Source organism: Vibrio zhanjiangensis (genome assembly GCF_030161235.1).
Lineage (GTDB): Bacteria > Pseudomonadota > Gammaproteobacteria > Enterobacterales > Vibrionaceae > Vibrio > Vibrio zhanjiangensis.
Genome location: NZ_BSPW01000047.1, coordinates 1 through 18068, shown reverse-complemented (window position 1 = coordinate 18068; position 18068 = coordinate 1). Strand labels below are relative to the sequence as shown.

The following is an 18068-nucleotide window of genomic DNA, read 5'->3' as shown; positions in this document are numbered from 1 at the left end:
AGTTAACGTAATGACAAAGTCGCTTGGTAATTAAGGTACGACAGAATCGCTTGGTGATCACAAGGCTGACCATGATTTGTCAGACTAATAAGTTGACCAACCCGAGTTAGAGTATTGAGTCAAAGTTTTGTCAGAACCTGAGATAGGGCTCCCCAACTCATATCTACACGCTATGATGTTGTATGAAACGAGTTAATTAAGGAAAATAATAATGAAGATGATCTCTCGTCTGCTTGTCGTTACTTCATATCTTGTCAGTCTAGGTGTTTATGCAAATTCGCCGGACTTTCCCCATTTGCAAACTACAGGTTATGGTGAGGTCACGGCGACGCCAGATATGGCGGAGTTTACCGCGCGTATTGTGGAAACAACTATGACGGCGGAGCAGGCTAAGCAAACCGTTGATAAAGTCGTGACTGACTTTTTGGCTCAGTTGAAGGACCAAGGGGTTGATGATGACAATGTCAGCAGTTCTAACCTTTATATTGCACCTCAATATCATTATCCCAAAAGTGGTCAGCCTGAATTGGTCGGTTATCAAGCTTCTCGTACCGTTAACGTAACCGTTAATGAATTGGCGGATCTCAATCAATATCTCGATATTGCTTTGAGCTCAGGCATTAATCAGGTTCAAAATGTACAGCTCAAAGTAAAAGAGCAGGCGAAATATCAAGAACAGGCAAGGCAGGCAGCAATCAAAGATGCCAATGCGAAAGCGAAGTCACTCGCATCCGGTTTTGGTAAAACGGTCAAGGGGGTTTGGCGTATTGACTATAATGTGCCGAACAACCAGCCTGTATTGATGCGTTCTATGGCGATGGACAGCAGAGCTGAATCCAATACTTATCAAGACTCTACCATTGTGATTCGTGATCGCGTGGATGTGATCTACAAGCTGGATTAAGGCGCACTGAGTCACTAGGCGGCGTTCTCAATGGTCGTTTGGATTTGCTCCATTGAACGGTATAGGTGGCGATCGAAATACTCCGCTGCCTGTTCCGTTTCTTTTGCCATAACGAGATCAAGAATTTTTTCATATTCGTTGATTTCGAGCTGACGAGTATCAAGACCGTTATTGCGAGCAAAATAACGATAACGTTTGATTTGATTGATTAAATCGTGGAAAAAACCAAACATGTTAGGAGATTTTGAGCCTTCCAACAAAGCAATATGGAATTGATGCTGACGCTCTTCCCATCGCTGCCAATCAAAATTTTCATCATTTAAGCTAATACGCGATAGCTTGTGATAAGAGGTCAGAACATCCAGCTCCCACTCTTCCCCACCTAAGCGAATGGATTTTTTGAGTAGCACCGATGCTATGGTGCGCAGGCTATCGTAGAGGTCCGCGAGTTCATCAATACACACAGGGGAAACCCAGCAGCCTTTTTGGGGTTCAATGCTCACGTATTTGGTCCATGAAAGCTGAACCAATGCTTCTCTAATCGGTGAAGCGCCAACATCATATCGGCGCTTTAGATCGGCAACTACCAGTTTTTGACAGGGTTTGAATTCTCCGCTCAAAATGTCTTGATAGATCATTTTCGAGACTTTATCAGTCAAGGTTGGGCTAGACACGTTCCTATCCTTATGTACATAGATACAACACTATGAAAAATATAATAAATTTAACAGCATGCAATACTTCGCGCGATAATACAGCGTACTGATTAGAGGAACAAGAGCGGGGAATAAAAAAGAGGGCTAGAGCCCTCTTTTAACGATAATAAGTATGAAGTTAATCATTACAAAACGTGCACTGAGGCCGTATTTGTTGTGCCAGATGCGACTAAAGCACCTGAGACCATGACCACTATGTCCCCTTTGTTACCGAGACCTGACTCAAGAGCCAGCTCTTTACCCAAAATATAGAAAGCGTCAGTGCTGCTAATTGAATCAACCAAGATAGGTTGCACACCTTTAGTTAACACTAATTGAGCGGCAGTCTTAGGGTTATTGGTTAAGGCTAAAATATTGGCTGTTGGAAAGTACTTACGAACTGAACGGGCGGATTTGCCCCCTTCTGTTGCAACCACAATGAGTGGCGCGGCAAGCTTCTCTGCGGTATCTACTGCGCCTTTACATACGGCTTCGGTAATACGAAGGCGAGGGCTGTCTAAGCGAGAGCCTAGTTCAGCTTTGAGAGCGGCATCAGTGCGGTTTGCGATTTGAGCCATAATTGTTACCGCTTCAACAGGGTATTTTCCTTTTGCCGTTTCACCAGATAGCATTACAGCATCAGTGCCATCCATTACCGCATTGGCTACGTCTCCAGCTTCTGCGCGAGTTGGACGTGGATTGTGGATCATGGAATCCAACATTTGCGTCGCAGTGATCACCATCTTACGAGCGCGGTTACATTTTTCGATCATCATCTTTTGCGCAAAAATGACTTCTTCTGCAGGGATCTCAACGCCCAAATCACCACGGGCAACCATGATGCCATCAGATTGTTCAAGGATGTCATCAAAGTTATCGACACCTTCTTGGTTTTCAATCTTAGAAATAATGTGGATATCTTCTCCGCCATGCTCGGCCAATACTGCGCGAATCTCTTTCACATCAGACGCTTTACGAATGAATGAAGCCGCCACGAAATCGACACCTTGCTCACAACCGAATTTAAGGTCGTTCTTATCTTTTTCTGAAAGTGCTGGCAGGTTGACTGAAACGCCCGGTAAGTTAACACCTTTGTTCTCACCTAAAGCGCCATTGTTAAGTACTTTACACTTAACCTCAGTGTCAGTTGTCGCGACCACTTCCATTTCGATCAAGCCATCATCGACCAAGATGGTATTGCCCACATTAAGATCGGCAGCAAAACCTGAGTATGTGACGGCCACTTTTTGTTTGTTGCCCACCACTGAAGTGTCCGTTGTAAAAGTGAACTCTTGGCCTGCGGTTAAATCCACATCGTTGCCACCTTCTAATTTTATCGTGCGGATTTCTGGTCCTTTGGTGTCAAGCAAGATGGCCAGTTGCTTACCGGATTTTTCCATTACTTTGCGGAAGTTTTCAATGCGAGTGCCATGCTCTTGATAATCTCCGTGAGAGAAATTTAGGCGCATGACATTCATCCCTGCATTGACTAGCTCAGTGAGTTTTTCGACTGATTCAGTTTTAGGGCCAATCGTACATACGATTTTGGTCTTTTTCATGGAAGATATTCTCCGGTCAATAATAGTTACAATTTTAAATTTCGTTGATCTATTGAAGTCGAGGGTGCCTACATGGCATTTGGAGCCTTCTATATGTTTAGAGAACATCAATGTCATCATCGACTTCAGAACTGAAAGTCTTTCAACATGTTTAGTCATTTTATGACCAAACTCTTGGGGGGAATGGGGCTTAATTCCCGATTATCCCCAAATCTATGCGAACGGGCAGATAAAACTAACGTTCAATTCTGTAATTTTTTTTCTTTTCGGTGGCAAATTCTACCACTGATTTATTGCAATATCACTGCTTAACAATTGTCTTAGGACAAGCTTTTGGCGTTATTTTTTATTTTAGAACAAAAAATAAATAGACTTACTTCTTTCGACTTGACTATAATTTGTTTCGATTTGAAACTTTTATGCATGAATTAAATGTCGAAGCGAAATACTCAAGTAAGAAGACACGCCATTTCTCAGCTGGTTAATGTGCAAGGTGAAGTCAGCGTTGATGAACTTTCTGCTCAATTTGAAACCTCTGAAGTCACAATTAGAAAGGACTTGGCTTCCTTAGAAAAAAATGGTCAGCTTCTACGCCGCTATGGTGGTGCGATAGCCTTACCAAAAGAAGTGGTCAGTGACGAATTCAACACTGAAGTTTCGGTTCGTAAGGTTGAGTTGGCTTTGGCTGCGGTAAAGTTAATCCGAGAACACAATCGTATTGTCATTGATAGTGGCAGTACCACCGCTTCCCTAATCAAACAACTCGATGGAATGCGTGGCCTTGTTGTGATGACCAATTCATTGCATGTGGCGAATGCCCTAAATGAGTTAGAAAGCGAGCCAACCTTGTTAATGACAGGAGGGACTTGGGATTCACATTCTGAGTCTTTTCAAGGACAAGTCGCTGAGTCAGTACTACGATCATATGACTTTGACCAATTGTTTATTGGCGCAGATGGTGTCGATATTGAGCGCGGTACGACGACCTTTAATGAGTTGGTTGGCCTTAGCAAAGTAATGGCTGAGGTATCCCGAGAAGTCATTGTCATGGTCGAGTCTGAAAAGATTGGTCGAAAAATTCCGAATCTAGAGTTGTCTTGGGATGTGGTTGATATCTTAATTACCAACAAAGACTTAGCGCCTGAGTTAAAGGCAAGTATTGAATCTCAAGGCGTGAAAGTCGTTTGTGCATAACATCAGGGGGAGCTCAGTGCGTGTTTGCCGTTCCCCCAATATACCGTTTTAAAGCTGGCTTAATGGTTGGCGATCAGAATGAATTAAGTGGAGTGTAATATGTGTGGAATCGTCGGTGCAGTCGCACAACGAGATGTAGCAGAAATTTTAGTCGAAGGTCTTCGTCGTCTTGAGTATCGAGGTTATGACTCAGCAGGTGTTGCAATTGTTGATGCTCAATCTAACCTTGTTCGTCTTAGAAGGCTTGGCAAGGTTCAAGAGCTTGCAGATGCGGTTGATGATGCTCAAGTCTCGGGTGGGACGGGAATCGCTCACACTCGCTGGGCGACACATGGTGAGCCTTCGGAGGTTAATGCTCATCCGCACATGTCCGGTGATATTAGTGTGGTTCATAATGGCATTATTGAAAATCACGAGGAACTGCGTGAATTGCTCAAGTCGCGTGGTTATGTTTTTGAATCGCAAACTGACACGGAAGTGATTGCCCATCTGGTTGAGTGGGAGTTGCGTAGCGCAAAAACGTTAGTTGAAGCGGTACAAAAAACCGCAACTCAGTTAGAAGGAGCCTACGGCACCGTGGCGATGGATCGTAACGATCCTTCTCGTATCGTGGTTGCACGTTCAGGCAGTCCGATTGTGATTGGTTTTGGCGTCGGGGAAAACTTCCTTGCTTCTGATCAACTGGCTCTATTGAATGTAACACGCCGTTTCATGTTCCTCGAAGAAGGCGATGTCGCTGAGATCACCCGTCGGGAAGTTAAGGTATTCAATGCTGACGGTCAAAGTGTGACGCGTGAAGTGAAAGAAACCGAGGTTTCTCATGACACGGGTGACAAAGGCAAATACCGCCACTACATGTTAAAAGAGATACATGAGCAGCCAGTGGCGCTTCAACGAACCTTGGAGGGACGGCTTGCCAATGGTCAGGTGGTTGCGTCAGCATTTGGAGACAATGCTCATCCGCTTTTAAGCCAAGTAAAACATGTACAAATTATTGCTTGTGGTACCAGTTACCACGCAGGTCTTGTGGCACGTTATTGGCTTGAGGAATGGGCTGGTGTTTCATGTAATGTTGAGATTGCCTCAGAGTTTCGCTATCGAAAATCCCATGTGTTTGAAAACTCTTTACTCGTGACCATTTCTCAGTCGGGAGAGACAGCCGATACACTTGCAGCGCTGCGTCTTGCTAAAGAAATGGGTTACATGGCGAGTTTGACCATTTGTAATGTACCCGGCTCTTCATTAGTACGTGAATCCGATATGGCCTATATGATGAAGGCGGGCGCTGAAATCGGCGTTGCCTCAACCAAAGCCTTCACCGTGCAACTGGCAGGTTTGCTCATGCTGGCAGGCGCCATTGGTCACCACAATGGACTGGGCGCAGAAAAAGAAGCCCAATTGGTGTCTGCACTACAATCTTTGCCAGCAAAACTAGAGCAAACCTTGTCGATGGCCGAATCCATTGAAGAACTTGCTGAAGATTTTGCTGATAAAAATCACTCTTTATTCTTAGGGCGCGGAGAGCAATCGGCGATTGCCATGGAAGGGGCATTAAAGCTCAAAGAGATTTCCTACATTCATGCAGAAGCGTATGCGGCTGGTGAGCTTAAGCACGGTCCATTGGCGTTGATTGATGCTGAAATGCCAGTGATTGTCGTTGCGCCAAATAATGAGTTATTAGAGAAACTTAAATCCAATGTAGAAGAAGTGCGTGCGCGCGGAGGCCTGATGTACGTATTTGCGGATGCAAAAGCGTCATTTGAAAGTGATGATACGATGAAGGTGCTCAACGTGCCTCATTGCGATCCTTTTATTGCTCCGATTGTGTATACCTTGCCATTACAGCTACTTTCGTACTATGTCGCCTTGATCAAAGGTACGGATGTCGATCAGCCGCGTAATCTAGCCAAATCTGTGACAGTGGAGTAGGTGTAAGCTCAACTTGTATTGGTTGTAGTCAGTCAATAAATGGCAGTGTCTGCTAAGGTAAACACTGCCATTTATATACCAAAAATCCTGTGTTTCCCTTTAGAGTAAGTTTACTTGTAATTATCTCTAGATTACTGATACTACATTGGGAGCTTTTTTACACAAGAGAAAACACAGCTTTCTTTTTCTCGGAATATTACCTATTCCGACTAGGTATGCCTGCTAGTAACCACATCATACTGCCAAGTAACACGTTTCCAGTTATCAAAGTAGGTTAAAGCTAACTACTAAGCTTCAAAGTCATTTGAAATATAAATTATTGATGATATTGCCTCTATAGTGTTTGGGGTATAACATTATTTTCCGATGGTAGAGAGCATTGTTCATTTAACTTTGATAGTATGTCGATCATGGGGTTTGAAATAACTAAATGAGTTGTTGATGATGATCTACATAATGTACATTGCTTTTTAGAGTTTGGCTTGAGAGCATTTTCATTTTTATCAAAATGAGGGTTACCACAAACATCACAATATGTTGTCTCTACTCTTAATTCTAAAAATCTTTGAACACTGAGCATTTTCATATGTTCTGGTAGAATTTCTAAGCCATTAATAACTACTTTACCAACTGTAGAGTCAAATCTTATACGCTCATTGTCATAACCGTGTACGTGAATACCATCTTCTTCTATTGCTTCGCCTATCCATATTATTGCGCGACAGCAGGTCATTAAAGATATTCCTCCAGAATATTTATCTAGATTTAGGTCGAGTGTACGAGTTTTCATTTTAAGATCTGGGTAGTCATTTAATGAGGTTAAGCTCTTAAATACTTCTTTCAACTCAGTTGAGTAAATGTCATTACTTATATTAAAAAAGTAACCACATTGTATACACTCGCCTTCATTTTCTCCTACCACTTGGCTAATATTATTTTCAATGGTTGATTTGCAACTATCACATTTTATTGATGAAATTTTTTTACCAAGAAGATTTGCAATTAAAAATGTTTTTGCAGAAGAATAATCTAAGGATATAGATTTATTTTTATTTTGTTCTATCGATTCGATTTTAACCAAGTCAAATGTATCATCTATGACCTTTCTTCCTCCTTTAGAATGACGAGCATGAACATGTATTCCTGGTTTCAAATTTGGGTCATCTTCAAATTTCACAGTTGAAAATATTGCTGGATAAGCAGGCCAAATTGCTACGCCACCAATATAATCTTCTAAATTAATGGTTAATTCTTTAACTGACATTTACTAGCCTCTTTTAAATTCCAATTTATCGCTGAATATACTTTCATTTCCAATATAAGGATTGGATGGTATTAGTAGTGAGAATATTACAGATATAAATGCAAGGGTCGATCCGATAATAAATACTAATGAGGATGATGATATCCATATGCCTCCCAATAATACTGGTAATATTACTGCTCCAATATGATTGATAGTGAAAGAAATTGATGCTGTAGATGAAATATCTTCATCATGAATTATTTTTTTAAGATAGCTCTTAAGAGCAATTCCCATACTAAAAAAGAAATGGTCAGCTATGTATAATGCAATACATATATATACATTTTCAACATAAGCATAGGATATGAATATTATTAATAAAGAAGAGTACTCTAGTATCAGTGATTTTCGTTCACCTAAAACATTTACAATCCTCCCAATTAATCTTGCAAATAAAAAATTCACAAGGTATGTTGCCATATATATTGATAATACTTGATTGACGGATAGGTTGAACTTTTCCACTAACATATAGCTTGCGAATACGATGAATATTTGACGTCTAGCACCCTTTAAGAATGTTAAAATATAGAATAAAGTATAGTTTTTCTTTAATACTATCTTCCTTGAGCTTGGTCTAGAAATGAGTTTTATTCCTCTAAATTTATATACAACAAATAGGACTAAAACTAACCCAGAAATTCCAATTGATAGGTATGTATACTTGTAACTTAAAACAGATACTAAACTAAATACAAAAAAATAAGCTAGTAAGTTGGCTAACCCCTGTTTAGAAAGTACATCTCCCATAAACGTGGGTAATTCTTCTTTAGATACATTTTGGTAGGTTAAAGACTGATTGATGGTCTCAAAATAATGAAACCCTAATGACATTATCAAACTAGATAGATAGATTCCCCATACATTTTCAAACATGCCGGTCATGGCGACTCCAAGGCACAGAACAACTAGAGAAGTTAACGCAAACGATTGCTCTTTTATGTAAATTGTTATGTAAATTACCAAAAAGGCCAATAAACCTGGCAGTTCACGTAAACTATGTAGCCCCCCTGTTTCAAAACCGTTAAAACCACCAACTTCAACGATAAAGTTGTTCAATAAGACATTCCAAGCATTGAAAACAAATGTCATTATGAAAACCGAGAGTACTAAGTACCTTTTTGCGTTAATATCATTCATGAAATGTAGCCACGATTAACTAAGGGATAAAACACTTCATTTAAAAATATAGAGCTTAACGTTATTTTATTTATATTTTCACTGTTAACCCAGAAAAGTTCTTCGATCTCATTACATGGAAATAAATTTTCCCAATGCCCATCAACCCAAAAAACACTCATGGTTAAAACTATATCCTCATTTCCAGCAGCAGGAGCAGAAAAAACACCATATGGAGATATGTTACTTTTTGAGATACTTATACCAATTTCTTCATTTAACTCCCTAATTAGAGCGTCTTCTATACTTTCATTTACTTCAGGTTTGCCTCCTGGAGCAAAGTATATGTCTTTTCCTCTTGTTCTAAGCACAAGAAGAGATTTATCTCTAATAATTATTCCAGCCGACTTTTTCATTATTGTACCTTTCTCGTATAAAATAAGGCTTTATTTTCCCGAGAGACTTTAATAATTTATTCTCATGATGTCAATAATAAATTTAATATTTATTTTAATGTTAAATCTGTTATTTGTCTTCTGTGTTAATTTATTTCTGGAGTCACATGGAATATTGATTTCTAACTTTATAAATATGTGTAATGGTTGGTTTTAATTTGTGTTTTTTAGTATGGATGAGAAGTCTGTCTATATTTTTTAACTAGATATTGTCTCTAGTAATGGCGTTTTCGTATGTTCTAGCGAACAAAACATAATTTATAAGTTAAGGAAAGTCTATGGAATGAGAATGGATAGGTGTTCTTGTTATAATCCTTGTAAGTTGTTTCATTGCCGCGCAGTCTAGTGATGATGAAAAATAAGAGGCGTCTATTTATGTTAGTTGTTTTAATATATGTTCTGAATTTTTCCTGCGCACTGAAATTATCAGTATAGAAACTGATATGAAGAACCATCTCACCACACCATCATAGTGTTTGAAACAATCACAAATTGGCGCACTGGCGTGTGCATTTACTGATATATTAGTTATTTTTGGTGTCATTTCAGTAGATTAAAGTCACATTGTTTGTCATTCACAGTTTTAATAACTGGTTGTAAATCCTGCATTACTGATTAATTGGGTAGAATACGCCGCATTAAAAAGTGACGTATGGATGTAACTGTGACTTATAGAGTAATACGGCTAACCGAACTGATGACGCATGAGTTTGCGTAAGTCGAAGGGGACATTGACAGATTAACTGAAAAGGCAGTCGGCACTGTTGTCCCGCATGGGATGAATTTCTCTCACTTTAAAGATAAGCTCAAAAGTGGTGAATTGGCGCTATTGACGGATTCGCCTGCAAAGCCTGTGATGCAAAGAGATGGAACAGGCAAAACATGGCGCTTAACCACTGAAGGGCAACAAGCCTTATTACCTGAAGCAAAAAATGCTTTCCTCTCTAGAGCTAACGTGTCTAGGGGAGCGGCAGGTAGGTCAGCAGTTTCGAGTAGCGCTGCCTATGCACCAAGCATCGATGACATTTATGTTCCAGAGCCGGTCAAACCGGACACTTCTGATGCGCCGCCTAAGCTTAAATACGAATATTGTTTTGAAATCGCTTGCTCCGATGACACGTTTAAAAAGAGTGTGGGCTGCGCGTTTCAACTGGCTAAGACCAAGCAAGAGGCGATGATTGCTCGCTGGCAAAAAGAAACCACAGAGAACGGCACCAAATACATTGCTCACACGGCCTTTGATGAGCCGAAGAAATTAGTGGTTAAAGTGGCTGATTATTCCATGGGTATCAGCCTACCTGACAATGTTCAAGTGAACCCAATAGGCTCTGGTGTGGTTCAAGAAGCCTTTATCCCAGTGGTTCCATCTGTGCAGTTAGGGGAGCGTTTAGGCCTGCCTACCGAAGGTTACTACTACCACTTTCACAATAACCGATTAGTGCAAGAATATAAGCTGCTTGGTGAGGGGAAATGGGCATTCTACGCCACCTGTTCTACTCATGAAAACTTAAATGAAGAACAGGGCTACAACCGCCTGCAAAATGCGATTTTAGTCTATTGGAAGCTAGCAGGCCGAGAGGTTGAAAATCAAAGCCTGATTTATCTGGAACAGCAAATTACGCGAGAACAGCTAGATAACCTTAATGATGACTGGATTTCGGAGCACGGCATCAAGCTGGATACCCAAGAATTGCTCGCAGCGCCAAAGCAGTCTGTCGCTGAGCGTCCAGCCGCGAAACCTGAGCAATCGTTTGAACCAGAAACCGCGCTGCCGCCTCTCTCACCTTGCATATACAACTGCGCCGCGAACACTCATTACGATTACTCAGAATTATTGATTTCAGGAACGCAGTTTAAAGCAATCAATAGCGAGAAGTTGTTTGGCAAAGAAGTGTCTGTTGCCAACTTAACTACAATCACAACCGCGTCCAAAGCAACTGATTATGGTAAGGCGGCTTTATTCGCGATTCCTGCCAATTCTGCGACGACCAACCTAGGTATTCTTAGCTCTAGTACCAGTAATACCCTAGGGACATGGTCAATTTCAGGAGAAGCATTGGCTGGTTTTGCGCGGATGGGGGGCTTTTTAGTCGCTGCCTTATGGCCTTCTCTGCCGGGAGATAGCACCTTAACGGGGAACTCAGATTTTGCCACCAGTGACGCCAAGACCATGCGTGTACGTTTCAATATGTACCAAGATGAAAACGGCAAACAGCAGGTTGTGGGCATTAAAACGGGTGAAGGCAGTCCATATGGTGGTCTGGTCGCAAAGCGTGAAGCCGTTCAGCAAGGGCAAAATTTTGTTGCTCAGTTAGATAATGGCATTAGTATAACGTGGACACCTGATGGCTCAACGGATAGGCTAACACCCGATACCGTATTACCCGAAAATGATCAGCTCGATGTTCACAATATTTGGGTGCGCCCGATTGAAGAACATCAGCAAGAAATAGGTACAATTCTCTATCCTGAGCAAGATCTCGCTGAATATCTAGTGACTTTCCCTGCGGATTCAGGATTGCCGCCACTTTATTTGGTATTTCGCAAGACAGCGCGTGATGAGCCAGGGGTAGTCACTGGGAGCGGTGAAGATATCACCGGTATATGGCTGGAGAAAGCCAGCGAAGGGCTAGGGGCACCAGTTCCATCACAAATTGCGGATAAGCTTAGAGGTAAAGAGTTCAGCAGCTTTAATGCCTTTAGGAAGACATTCTGGATAGAGGTATCTGAAGATCCTATATTATCTAGTCAATTTATTCCTTCGAATATAAAGCGGATGAAAGATGGTAAGGCTCCCCGAGCAAGATTCAAAGATACGGTTGGTGGCCGTCGTTCATTTGAGTTGCACCATCTCAAAGAAATTCAACATGGTGGGGATGTTTACAATGTTGATAACTTAAGAGTTAATACACCTAAAAACCATATAAACATTCATAAGGGTTAGAGATGAGATTACATGATAGATTAGAGGATTATACCGAGTTAGAGTTTTTGGATCTACTGAACATTATTATCAGCGCAGAAGGTTCTGATGAATATCAAGATGAATTATTAGAGAACTTTATCGCTATAACAGAGCATCCAGACGGTTCAGATCTGATTTATTACCCTGAGAACCTTGAAGATGGAACGCCAGAAAATATTGTTAGGATTGTCAAAGAATGGCGTTTGTCTCAGGGGTTACCTTGTTTTAAGAGTTAACTCTTTTTAATTACAGTAAACATATATCTTCACTGAGACAAAAACAATGGGCAGCTCGATTGCTGCCCATTGTTCTCCTTGCCTGCCACAGTCAAACAAATTTAATAAAATCCACTCATTTATTGATTAACGCTTTATTAAAATGCAAGCCTCGCCATTGAGTGAAAATTATCCACTTTCGCCTAGCCAATTTTAATAAAAACTGAGTGTTTCAATACCTGTGATCCGGTAAAATAAACCCAATATACGCCAACTACTTGGCGACAGGTTTACCAAAGAGAATCACCATGCTAACAGGCAAAATTCGTAATCAAATCGACCAAGTTTGGGAAATGTTTTGGACCGGCGGCGTCGCTAATCCCATTTCAGTGATTGAGCAGATCTCCTACCTACTGTTTATCCGTCGTTTAGATGAACTGCAAAAGACCGCTGAGCGCCGCAGCCAAGCGACAGGTCTACCGTTAAACAAGCCAACCTTTTCACCTAAAGAGCAAGCCCTTCGCTGGAGCAATTTTAAAGATAAAGATCCCGATGTGATGATGGAAATCGTTCGCGATCGCGTGTTCCCTAAAATCAAAACTCTGCAAAATGAAGGTAGCTTTGCCGAGCACATGAAAGATGCGATTTTTATGATCCCATCGGCCAAGCTACTTGATCAGGTCGTGCAGCTACTCAGTGCTATCGACATGAATGACAAAGACACCAAAGGCGATCTGTACGAGTACCTGTTAAGCAAGCTGCAACAGTCTGGCGTGAATGGTCAGTTCCGAACTCCGCGTAACATCATTGAGATGATGGTAGAGCTAACCCAGCCAAAAGTGGGTGATACCATTTGTGATCCATCATCAGGCACGTGTGGTTTCTTAATGGGTGCATTGGAATATGTTGAAAAGCACCATGCAAAAGAGGTTATCAAGCAAGATAACCGTAAGCACTTCAACACCAGTATGTTTACTGGGTACGATTTCGACAAGCACATGTTGCGCATTGGTGCCATGAACATGCTGCTACACGGGATTGAAAACCCAAGTGTCCACTATCGTGATAGCCTAAGAGACATGGGCGATGACAACATCTCTGAAGCCTTTAGCCTTATTCTGGCCAACCCGCCGTTTAAAGGATCGGTTGACTTCGACATTATTGCCTCTGATCTACTTCGCGCGCTTGGTAAAACGCCGAATAAAAAAGCGGCTGCACCAAAATACAAAACAGAAATAGATGAAAACGGTAACGAAATTCAAGTTGAGGTGAAAAAGAAAGGCCCAACTGAAAAGTCCGAATTGCTGTTCTTAGCCTTGATTCTTCGCATGCTTAAAGTTGGTGGCCGTGCGGCGGTGATCATTCCAGATGGCGTGTTATTTGGTTCAACCAAAGCGCATAAAACCATCCGTAAAAAGATTGTGGAAGAGCAGAAGCTAGAAGCGGTTATTTCATTACCTTCTGGCGTATTTAAGCCTTACGCAGGGGTAAGCACTGCCATTCTTATTTTCACCAAAACCAACAGTGGCGGCACAGATAATGTTTGGTTTTACGATATGCAGGCGGATGGTTATTCGTTAGATGATAAGCGCACACCACTGTTTGACGCTTCAAAAGCCAAAGAAGGCGAAAAGCCAAGCCACGAACAAAGTAACATTGCAGACATCATCCAGCGTTTCCATACACTTACTGACGATAATGGCATCGCTAATGCTGACAGCCCAGAGTTTAAGCGCAAGAAAAGTGAACAGAGCTTTATGGTGTCACTGGCCGATCTAAAGGCTGATCAGGTAGTCGAGAAATTGTCTGATTTGCGTGCCCGTGATGAACAAGCTGCGAAAGAGGCAGAGCAAAAAGCAATAGACGAAGGCAAGAAGCCAAAGAAATACAAAGAAAAAGCCTACACCACATTCACGGGCCAAGACGGTGAAGAGTATGTATTAGCCGAAGAAAGTGCCTATGATCTCAGCATTAACCGCTACAAAGAAGTGGTGTACGAAGAGGTGCAATATGATGCACCAAAGGACATTTTGAAGCGCATTAAAACGCTACAAAATAGTATGGTGAAGGGGTTAGCTGATTTAGAAGGGTTGCTAAAATGAGCTGGCCTCTAGTTAATTTATCAACTGTCTGCCAAATCGATATGGGTTCTGCGCCTAAAGGTTCGACATATGTAGAGCTGGATAGCGGTGTGCCACTCATTGCTGGCGCAGCAGACTATGGCGATGTATTTCCTCGGCCAAAGAAAGCAACACTTGAACCTACAAAGTTATGTAAAAAAGGCGATATCATAATTTGTGTTCGAGCTACGATTGGTGATTTGAACTGGGCGGATAAAGAATATTGCCTCGGACGGGGTGTTGCAGGGCTTAGAGCTCATGATGAAAAATTAGACTCAAAATACTTATGGTATTTTATCGCGTCAATTGAAGATGAATTATATCGAAATTCAACGGGTTCGACCTTTCCTCAAATAAATAAGAAAGTAATCGAATCGCTTGAAATCCCACTTCCCCCACTAGAAACCCAAAAGCAAATCGCAGCCGTGTTAGAAAAAGCCGACCAACTGCGTAAAGACTGTCAGCAAATGGAGCAAGAACTAAACAGCCTCGCTCAGTCAGTGTTTATTGAAATGTTTGGTGATCCGGTGACGAACCCGAAGGGGTGGATTAAGCAAAGTTTAAAGTCTATATCTAGTAAGTTTCACGATGGACCTTTTGGTTCTAATTTGAAGACCTCTCATTACACTGACTCTGGGGTACAGGTAATTCGTCTTAAGAATATAGGGAGTGGCGAATTTAAGGAAGCCGATAAAGCGTTTGTATCTGAAGCGCATGCTGAAACTTTACATAAATTTAAATGCTATCCAGGCGAGATTGTAATAGCAACGTTGGGCGAACCTAATCTGAGGGCCTGTATTATTCCTGATTCAGTACCTGTTGCGATAAATAAAGCAGATTGTGTGCACTGCGTAGTCGATAGTTCAGTGATTAACAGTCACTACCTAGTTGAATACTTAAATTTACCGAGTGTATTGCACACTATTCAGAACAAGTTACATGGCCAAACTAGAACTCGAATTAGCTCCGGCCAGTTAGCAACAGTAGACGTTGTCATTCCGCCGCTAGAACAACAAGCAAAATATTTAGAGGTGTTAGCGTTAAGAGCCAAATTGAAAATGGATAATAATAGGTCGGTTCATGAATGTAGGGAGTTCTTTAATGGCCTAATGCAAAAAGCCTTTAAAGGTGAACTAAATCTATAAAAAATAATAACAATATGATGTAAAAGGAAATTCAATGTCAAATACGCTTAATGGTTTAACCAGTAACTTTAGTTTTATGGATGTTGCCCTGAACGGTGGCAGCGATGTATACACCACGCGTTGTGCTGAGATTCAAATTCGTGCCCAAAATGCACAAAGCAATATCAAAACCGACCCTCGTATTGCCGGCTTCTATGCTCGTAATGCACTTGAGTTAATGGTTGAAACCGTATTTGACATTGATAACTGGCTAACTCGCCCTCGCCATGATGCAACCTTAATGTCACTCATCCATGACAAGGGCTTTAAGCAAAACCTCACCACCAATCTATTTCCTAAACTCAAGCTGGTGATTAAGGTGGGCAACGAGGCGGTACACAGCAAAACTACACTGCCACAGCGTGATGCCCTGCAAGCGGTGAAAGAGTTGCACCATGTGCTGTATTGGTTTATTCGTACCTACACGCCATCTTATGAAAGCAAAGCGTTTGATCGCAGTAAGTTTGTGGTTCCGCCTTTTGATGAAACGCTTATCCCACAGCAAGTCTCAATTGATGCGGCGGTAGCGACCAAAGCGCTAAGCAGTATCAAACGGGTGAAAGAGCTAGAAGAGCAGTTAGAGAAAAAAGACAAAGTTGAGCGTGAAGCTTACCTTAAGCAGCTAAAAGAAAATGAAGCGCTAAAAGCGGAAAATCTAGCCCTACTTGAGCAGATAGAAAAGGCCAAGCAAAGCGCTGAACAAGCCACGGATACGCACGACTATAACGAGGCCGAAACGCGCGAGTATATTATTGATGGACTTCTTAATGAGGCAGGTTGGAAGCTAGAGCATAAGCGAGACACCGAATATCCTGTATCCGGTATGCCAATTTCTCAAGTGAACCCTGAAGGTAATGGGTATGTTGACTATGTACTGTGGGGAGATGATGGCACGGCACTGGCGGTTGTAGAAGCAAAATGCACTCATCGCCGAGCCGAAGAAGGCCAGCAACAAGCCAAGCTTTATGCAGATTGTTTAGAAAAGCAGTGTGGTGTGCGGCCAGTGATTTTCTACACCAATGGTTACGAAACGTATCTGTGGGATGACTATTTTTACCCACCGCGTCAAGTGCAAGGCTTTTATACCAAAGCCGAACTTGAGCTTATGGTCAAACGTCGCACCGACCGAAAGTCTTTTTTTGACAATGGCCAGCCAAACAATAATTTGGTGATTAACAACGAGATCACCAACCGTCACTATCAAAAGTCAGCCATCACTAAACTGCTGCAAGACTTTGAGCTAGAACATGAGCGCAAAGGGCTATTCGTTATGGCCACGGGCACGGGTAAAACTCGTACCGTGATAAGCCTTGTCGATTTGCTAGTGAAAAACGATTGGGTTAAGAACATCCTGTTTCTTGCCGACCGTAATGCGCTGCTCACCCAAGCGAAGAAGAACTTCGTTAAGCTACTGCCTCGCGTTAGTTGCTCTATTTTGGATTCCGGCCAGAGTAAGCACAACATCGACAGTCGTTTGTACTTCTCGACCTACCCGACTATGAAAAATCTATTGGATCGCGGCGCAGATGAGCGACCATTTGGTGTTGGCCATTTCGATTTGATTGTTGTCGATGAAGCGCACCGCTCTGTCTACTCGAAATACCGCCAAATCTTCGAGTATTTTGATGGCTTCTTAGTGGGGTTAACCGCCACACCAAAAGATGAAGTTGAAAAAGATACGTATGGCATTTTTGACTTGCAAAAAGGCATGCCAACTTACGCTTATGAAGACGACAAAGCGTATGACCAAGGCTACCTTGTGCCACCAACTAAGATTTCTGTCGCAACCAAGTTTTTACGTGAAGGCGTTAAGTACAAAGATTTATCACCACAAGAGCAAGAAGAATGGGAAAACAAGGCTGAACTAGAAGACAGAGATGAAGTATTGCCCTCTGAGGTCAATAAGTTCTTATTTAATGAAGATACTGCCGAGAAGATGTTTGCTCAGTTAATGAGTAAAAATGAACATGGTGGTATTCATGTAGAAGGCGGTGATGTGATTGGTAAAACCATTATCTTTGCAGCCAACAATGATCACGCGGTTTTCCTTGAGAAAGTGTTCAATAAGAACTATCCCAAGTGGGCTGGTAAGTTGGCGCGAGTGATCACCTTCAAAGAGACTTATGCACAAAGTCTTATCGATGAGTTCAGTGGCGACGAAAACAAGATTGACGAATTCGACCCTAAGAACCCTACCTGCCGGATTGCAATCTCCGTAGATATGCTCGATACCGGTATTGATGTACCAGAAGTAGTGAACCTTGTGTTCTTCAAAGTCGTTCGCTCAAAAGTGAAATTCACCCAAATGATCGGGCGTGGAACACGTTTGTGTAAAGGCTTGTTTGGGCCAAATGATGACAAGTGTGATCACCAAGCGATTCTGTCGTACCTTAATTACCAAGCGACTTTGTCATTACGTTAAC

The 18068-nt window shown here is 41.8% G+C and carries 12 protein-coding genes and 1 pseudogene; 8 read left to right on the top strand and 5 right to left on the bottom strand.

Translation table 11 applies throughout. The annotated features are described in order from the left end of the window. Positions 1-211 precede the first annotated feature (211 nt). Positions 212-904, top strand: a complete 693-nt coding sequence (locus QQK21_RS12095) for an oxidative stress defense protein (RefSeq protein WP_284192447.1) — start codon at positions 212-214, stop codon at positions 902-904. A 14-nt stretch (positions 905-918) separates the two neighbouring features. Here QQK21_RS12095 and QQK21_RS12090 read toward each other — a convergent pair whose 3' ends face one another. Beyond that, on the bottom strand, positions 919-1578 hold the full coding sequence (locus QQK21_RS12090) for a GntR family transcriptional regulator (RefSeq protein ID WP_284192446.1): 660 nt from the start codon (positions 1576-1578) through the stop codon (positions 919-921). 167 nt (positions 1579-1745) lie between these two features. Then, a complete protein-coding gene (gene pykF, locus QQK21_RS12085) occupies positions 1746-3158 on the bottom strand; it encodes a pyruvate kinase PykF (RefSeq protein WP_284192445.1) in 1413 nt (470 codons plus the stop codon). A 432-nt stretch (positions 3159-3590) separates the two neighbouring features. On the opposite strand from pykF, the gene QQK21_RS12080 reads away from it, so the two are divergent. After that, positions 3591-4352, top strand: coding sequence for a DeoR/GlpR family DNA-binding transcription regulator (locus QQK21_RS12080; RefSeq protein ID WP_284192444.1), 762 nt, complete (start codon positions 3591-3593; stop codon positions 4350-4352). Between the two features lie 99 nt (positions 4353-4451). Beyond that, positions 4452-6281 (top strand): glutamine--fructose-6-phosphate transaminase (isomerizing), encoded by a 1830-nt coding sequence (gene glmS / locus QQK21_RS12075; protein ID WP_284192443.1) that lies wholly within the window; start codon positions 4452-4454, stop codon positions 6279-6281. A gap of 334 nt (positions 6282-6615) precedes the next feature. Here the strand turns inward: glmS and QQK21_RS12070 are convergent, their stop codons facing one another. The 3 genes from QQK21_RS12070 to QQK21_RS12060 are packed head-to-tail and all read right to left on the bottom strand — an operon-like array spanning position 6616 to position 9122. Next, positions 6616-7545: a hypothetical protein gene (locus QQK21_RS12070; RefSeq protein WP_284192442.1), complete on the bottom strand. Its 930-nt coding sequence runs from the start codon at positions 7543-7545 to the stop codon at positions 6616-6618. Positions 7546-7548: 3 nt separating this feature from the next. Further along, the gene (locus QQK21_RS12065; RefSeq protein WP_284192441.1) at positions 7549-8727 is read right to left on the bottom strand and encodes an MFS transporter; all 1179 of its coding nucleotides are present in this window, start codon (positions 8725-8727) and stop codon (positions 7549-7551) included. Further along, positions 8724-9122 (bottom strand): NUDIX hydrolase, encoded by a 399-nt coding sequence (locus tag QQK21_RS12060; RefSeq protein ID WP_284192440.1) that lies wholly within the window; start codon positions 9120-9122, stop codon positions 8724-8726. Before QQK21_RS12060 ends, QQK21_RS12065 begins: the two co-directional genes overlap by 4 nt. A 769-nt stretch (positions 9123-9891) precedes the next feature. Between QQK21_RS12060 and QQK21_RS12055 the strand changes: the two genes are divergently transcribed. From QQK21_RS12055 to QQK21_RS12035, 5 genes and pseudogenes are all read left to right on the top strand, one after another. Continuing rightward, positions 9892-12105, top strand: coding sequence for an S-type pyocin domain-containing protein (locus tag QQK21_RS12055; protein ID WP_284192448.1), 2214 nt, complete (start codon positions 9892-9894; stop codon positions 12103-12105). Positions 12106-12107: 2 nt separating this feature from the next. Continuing rightward, positions 12108-12362 carry a bacteriocin immunity protein gene (locus tag QQK21_RS12050; RefSeq protein ID WP_284192439.1) on the top strand — a complete coding sequence of 85 codons (255 nt, stop codon included), beginning with the start codon at positions 12108-12110 and terminating at the stop codon, positions 12360-12362. Between the two features lie 287 nt (positions 12363-12649). Then, positions 12650-14443 carry a type I restriction-modification system subunit M gene (locus QQK21_RS12045; protein WP_284192438.1) on the top strand — a complete coding sequence of 598 codons (1794 nt, stop codon included), beginning with the start codon at positions 12650-12652 and terminating at the stop codon, positions 14441-14443. Next, positions 14440-15606 carry a restriction endonuclease subunit S gene (locus tag QQK21_RS12040; RefSeq protein WP_284192437.1) on the top strand — a complete coding sequence of 389 codons (1167 nt, stop codon included), beginning with the start codon at positions 14440-14442 and terminating at the stop codon, positions 15604-15606. Before QQK21_RS12045 ends, QQK21_RS12040 begins: the two co-directional genes overlap by 4 nt. A 34-nt stretch (positions 15607-15640) precedes the next feature. Then, positions 15641-18007, top strand: a pseudogene (locus QQK21_RS12035) (DEAD/DEAH box helicase family protein); the annotation flags it as partial. Positions 18008-18068 lie beyond the last annotated feature (61 nt).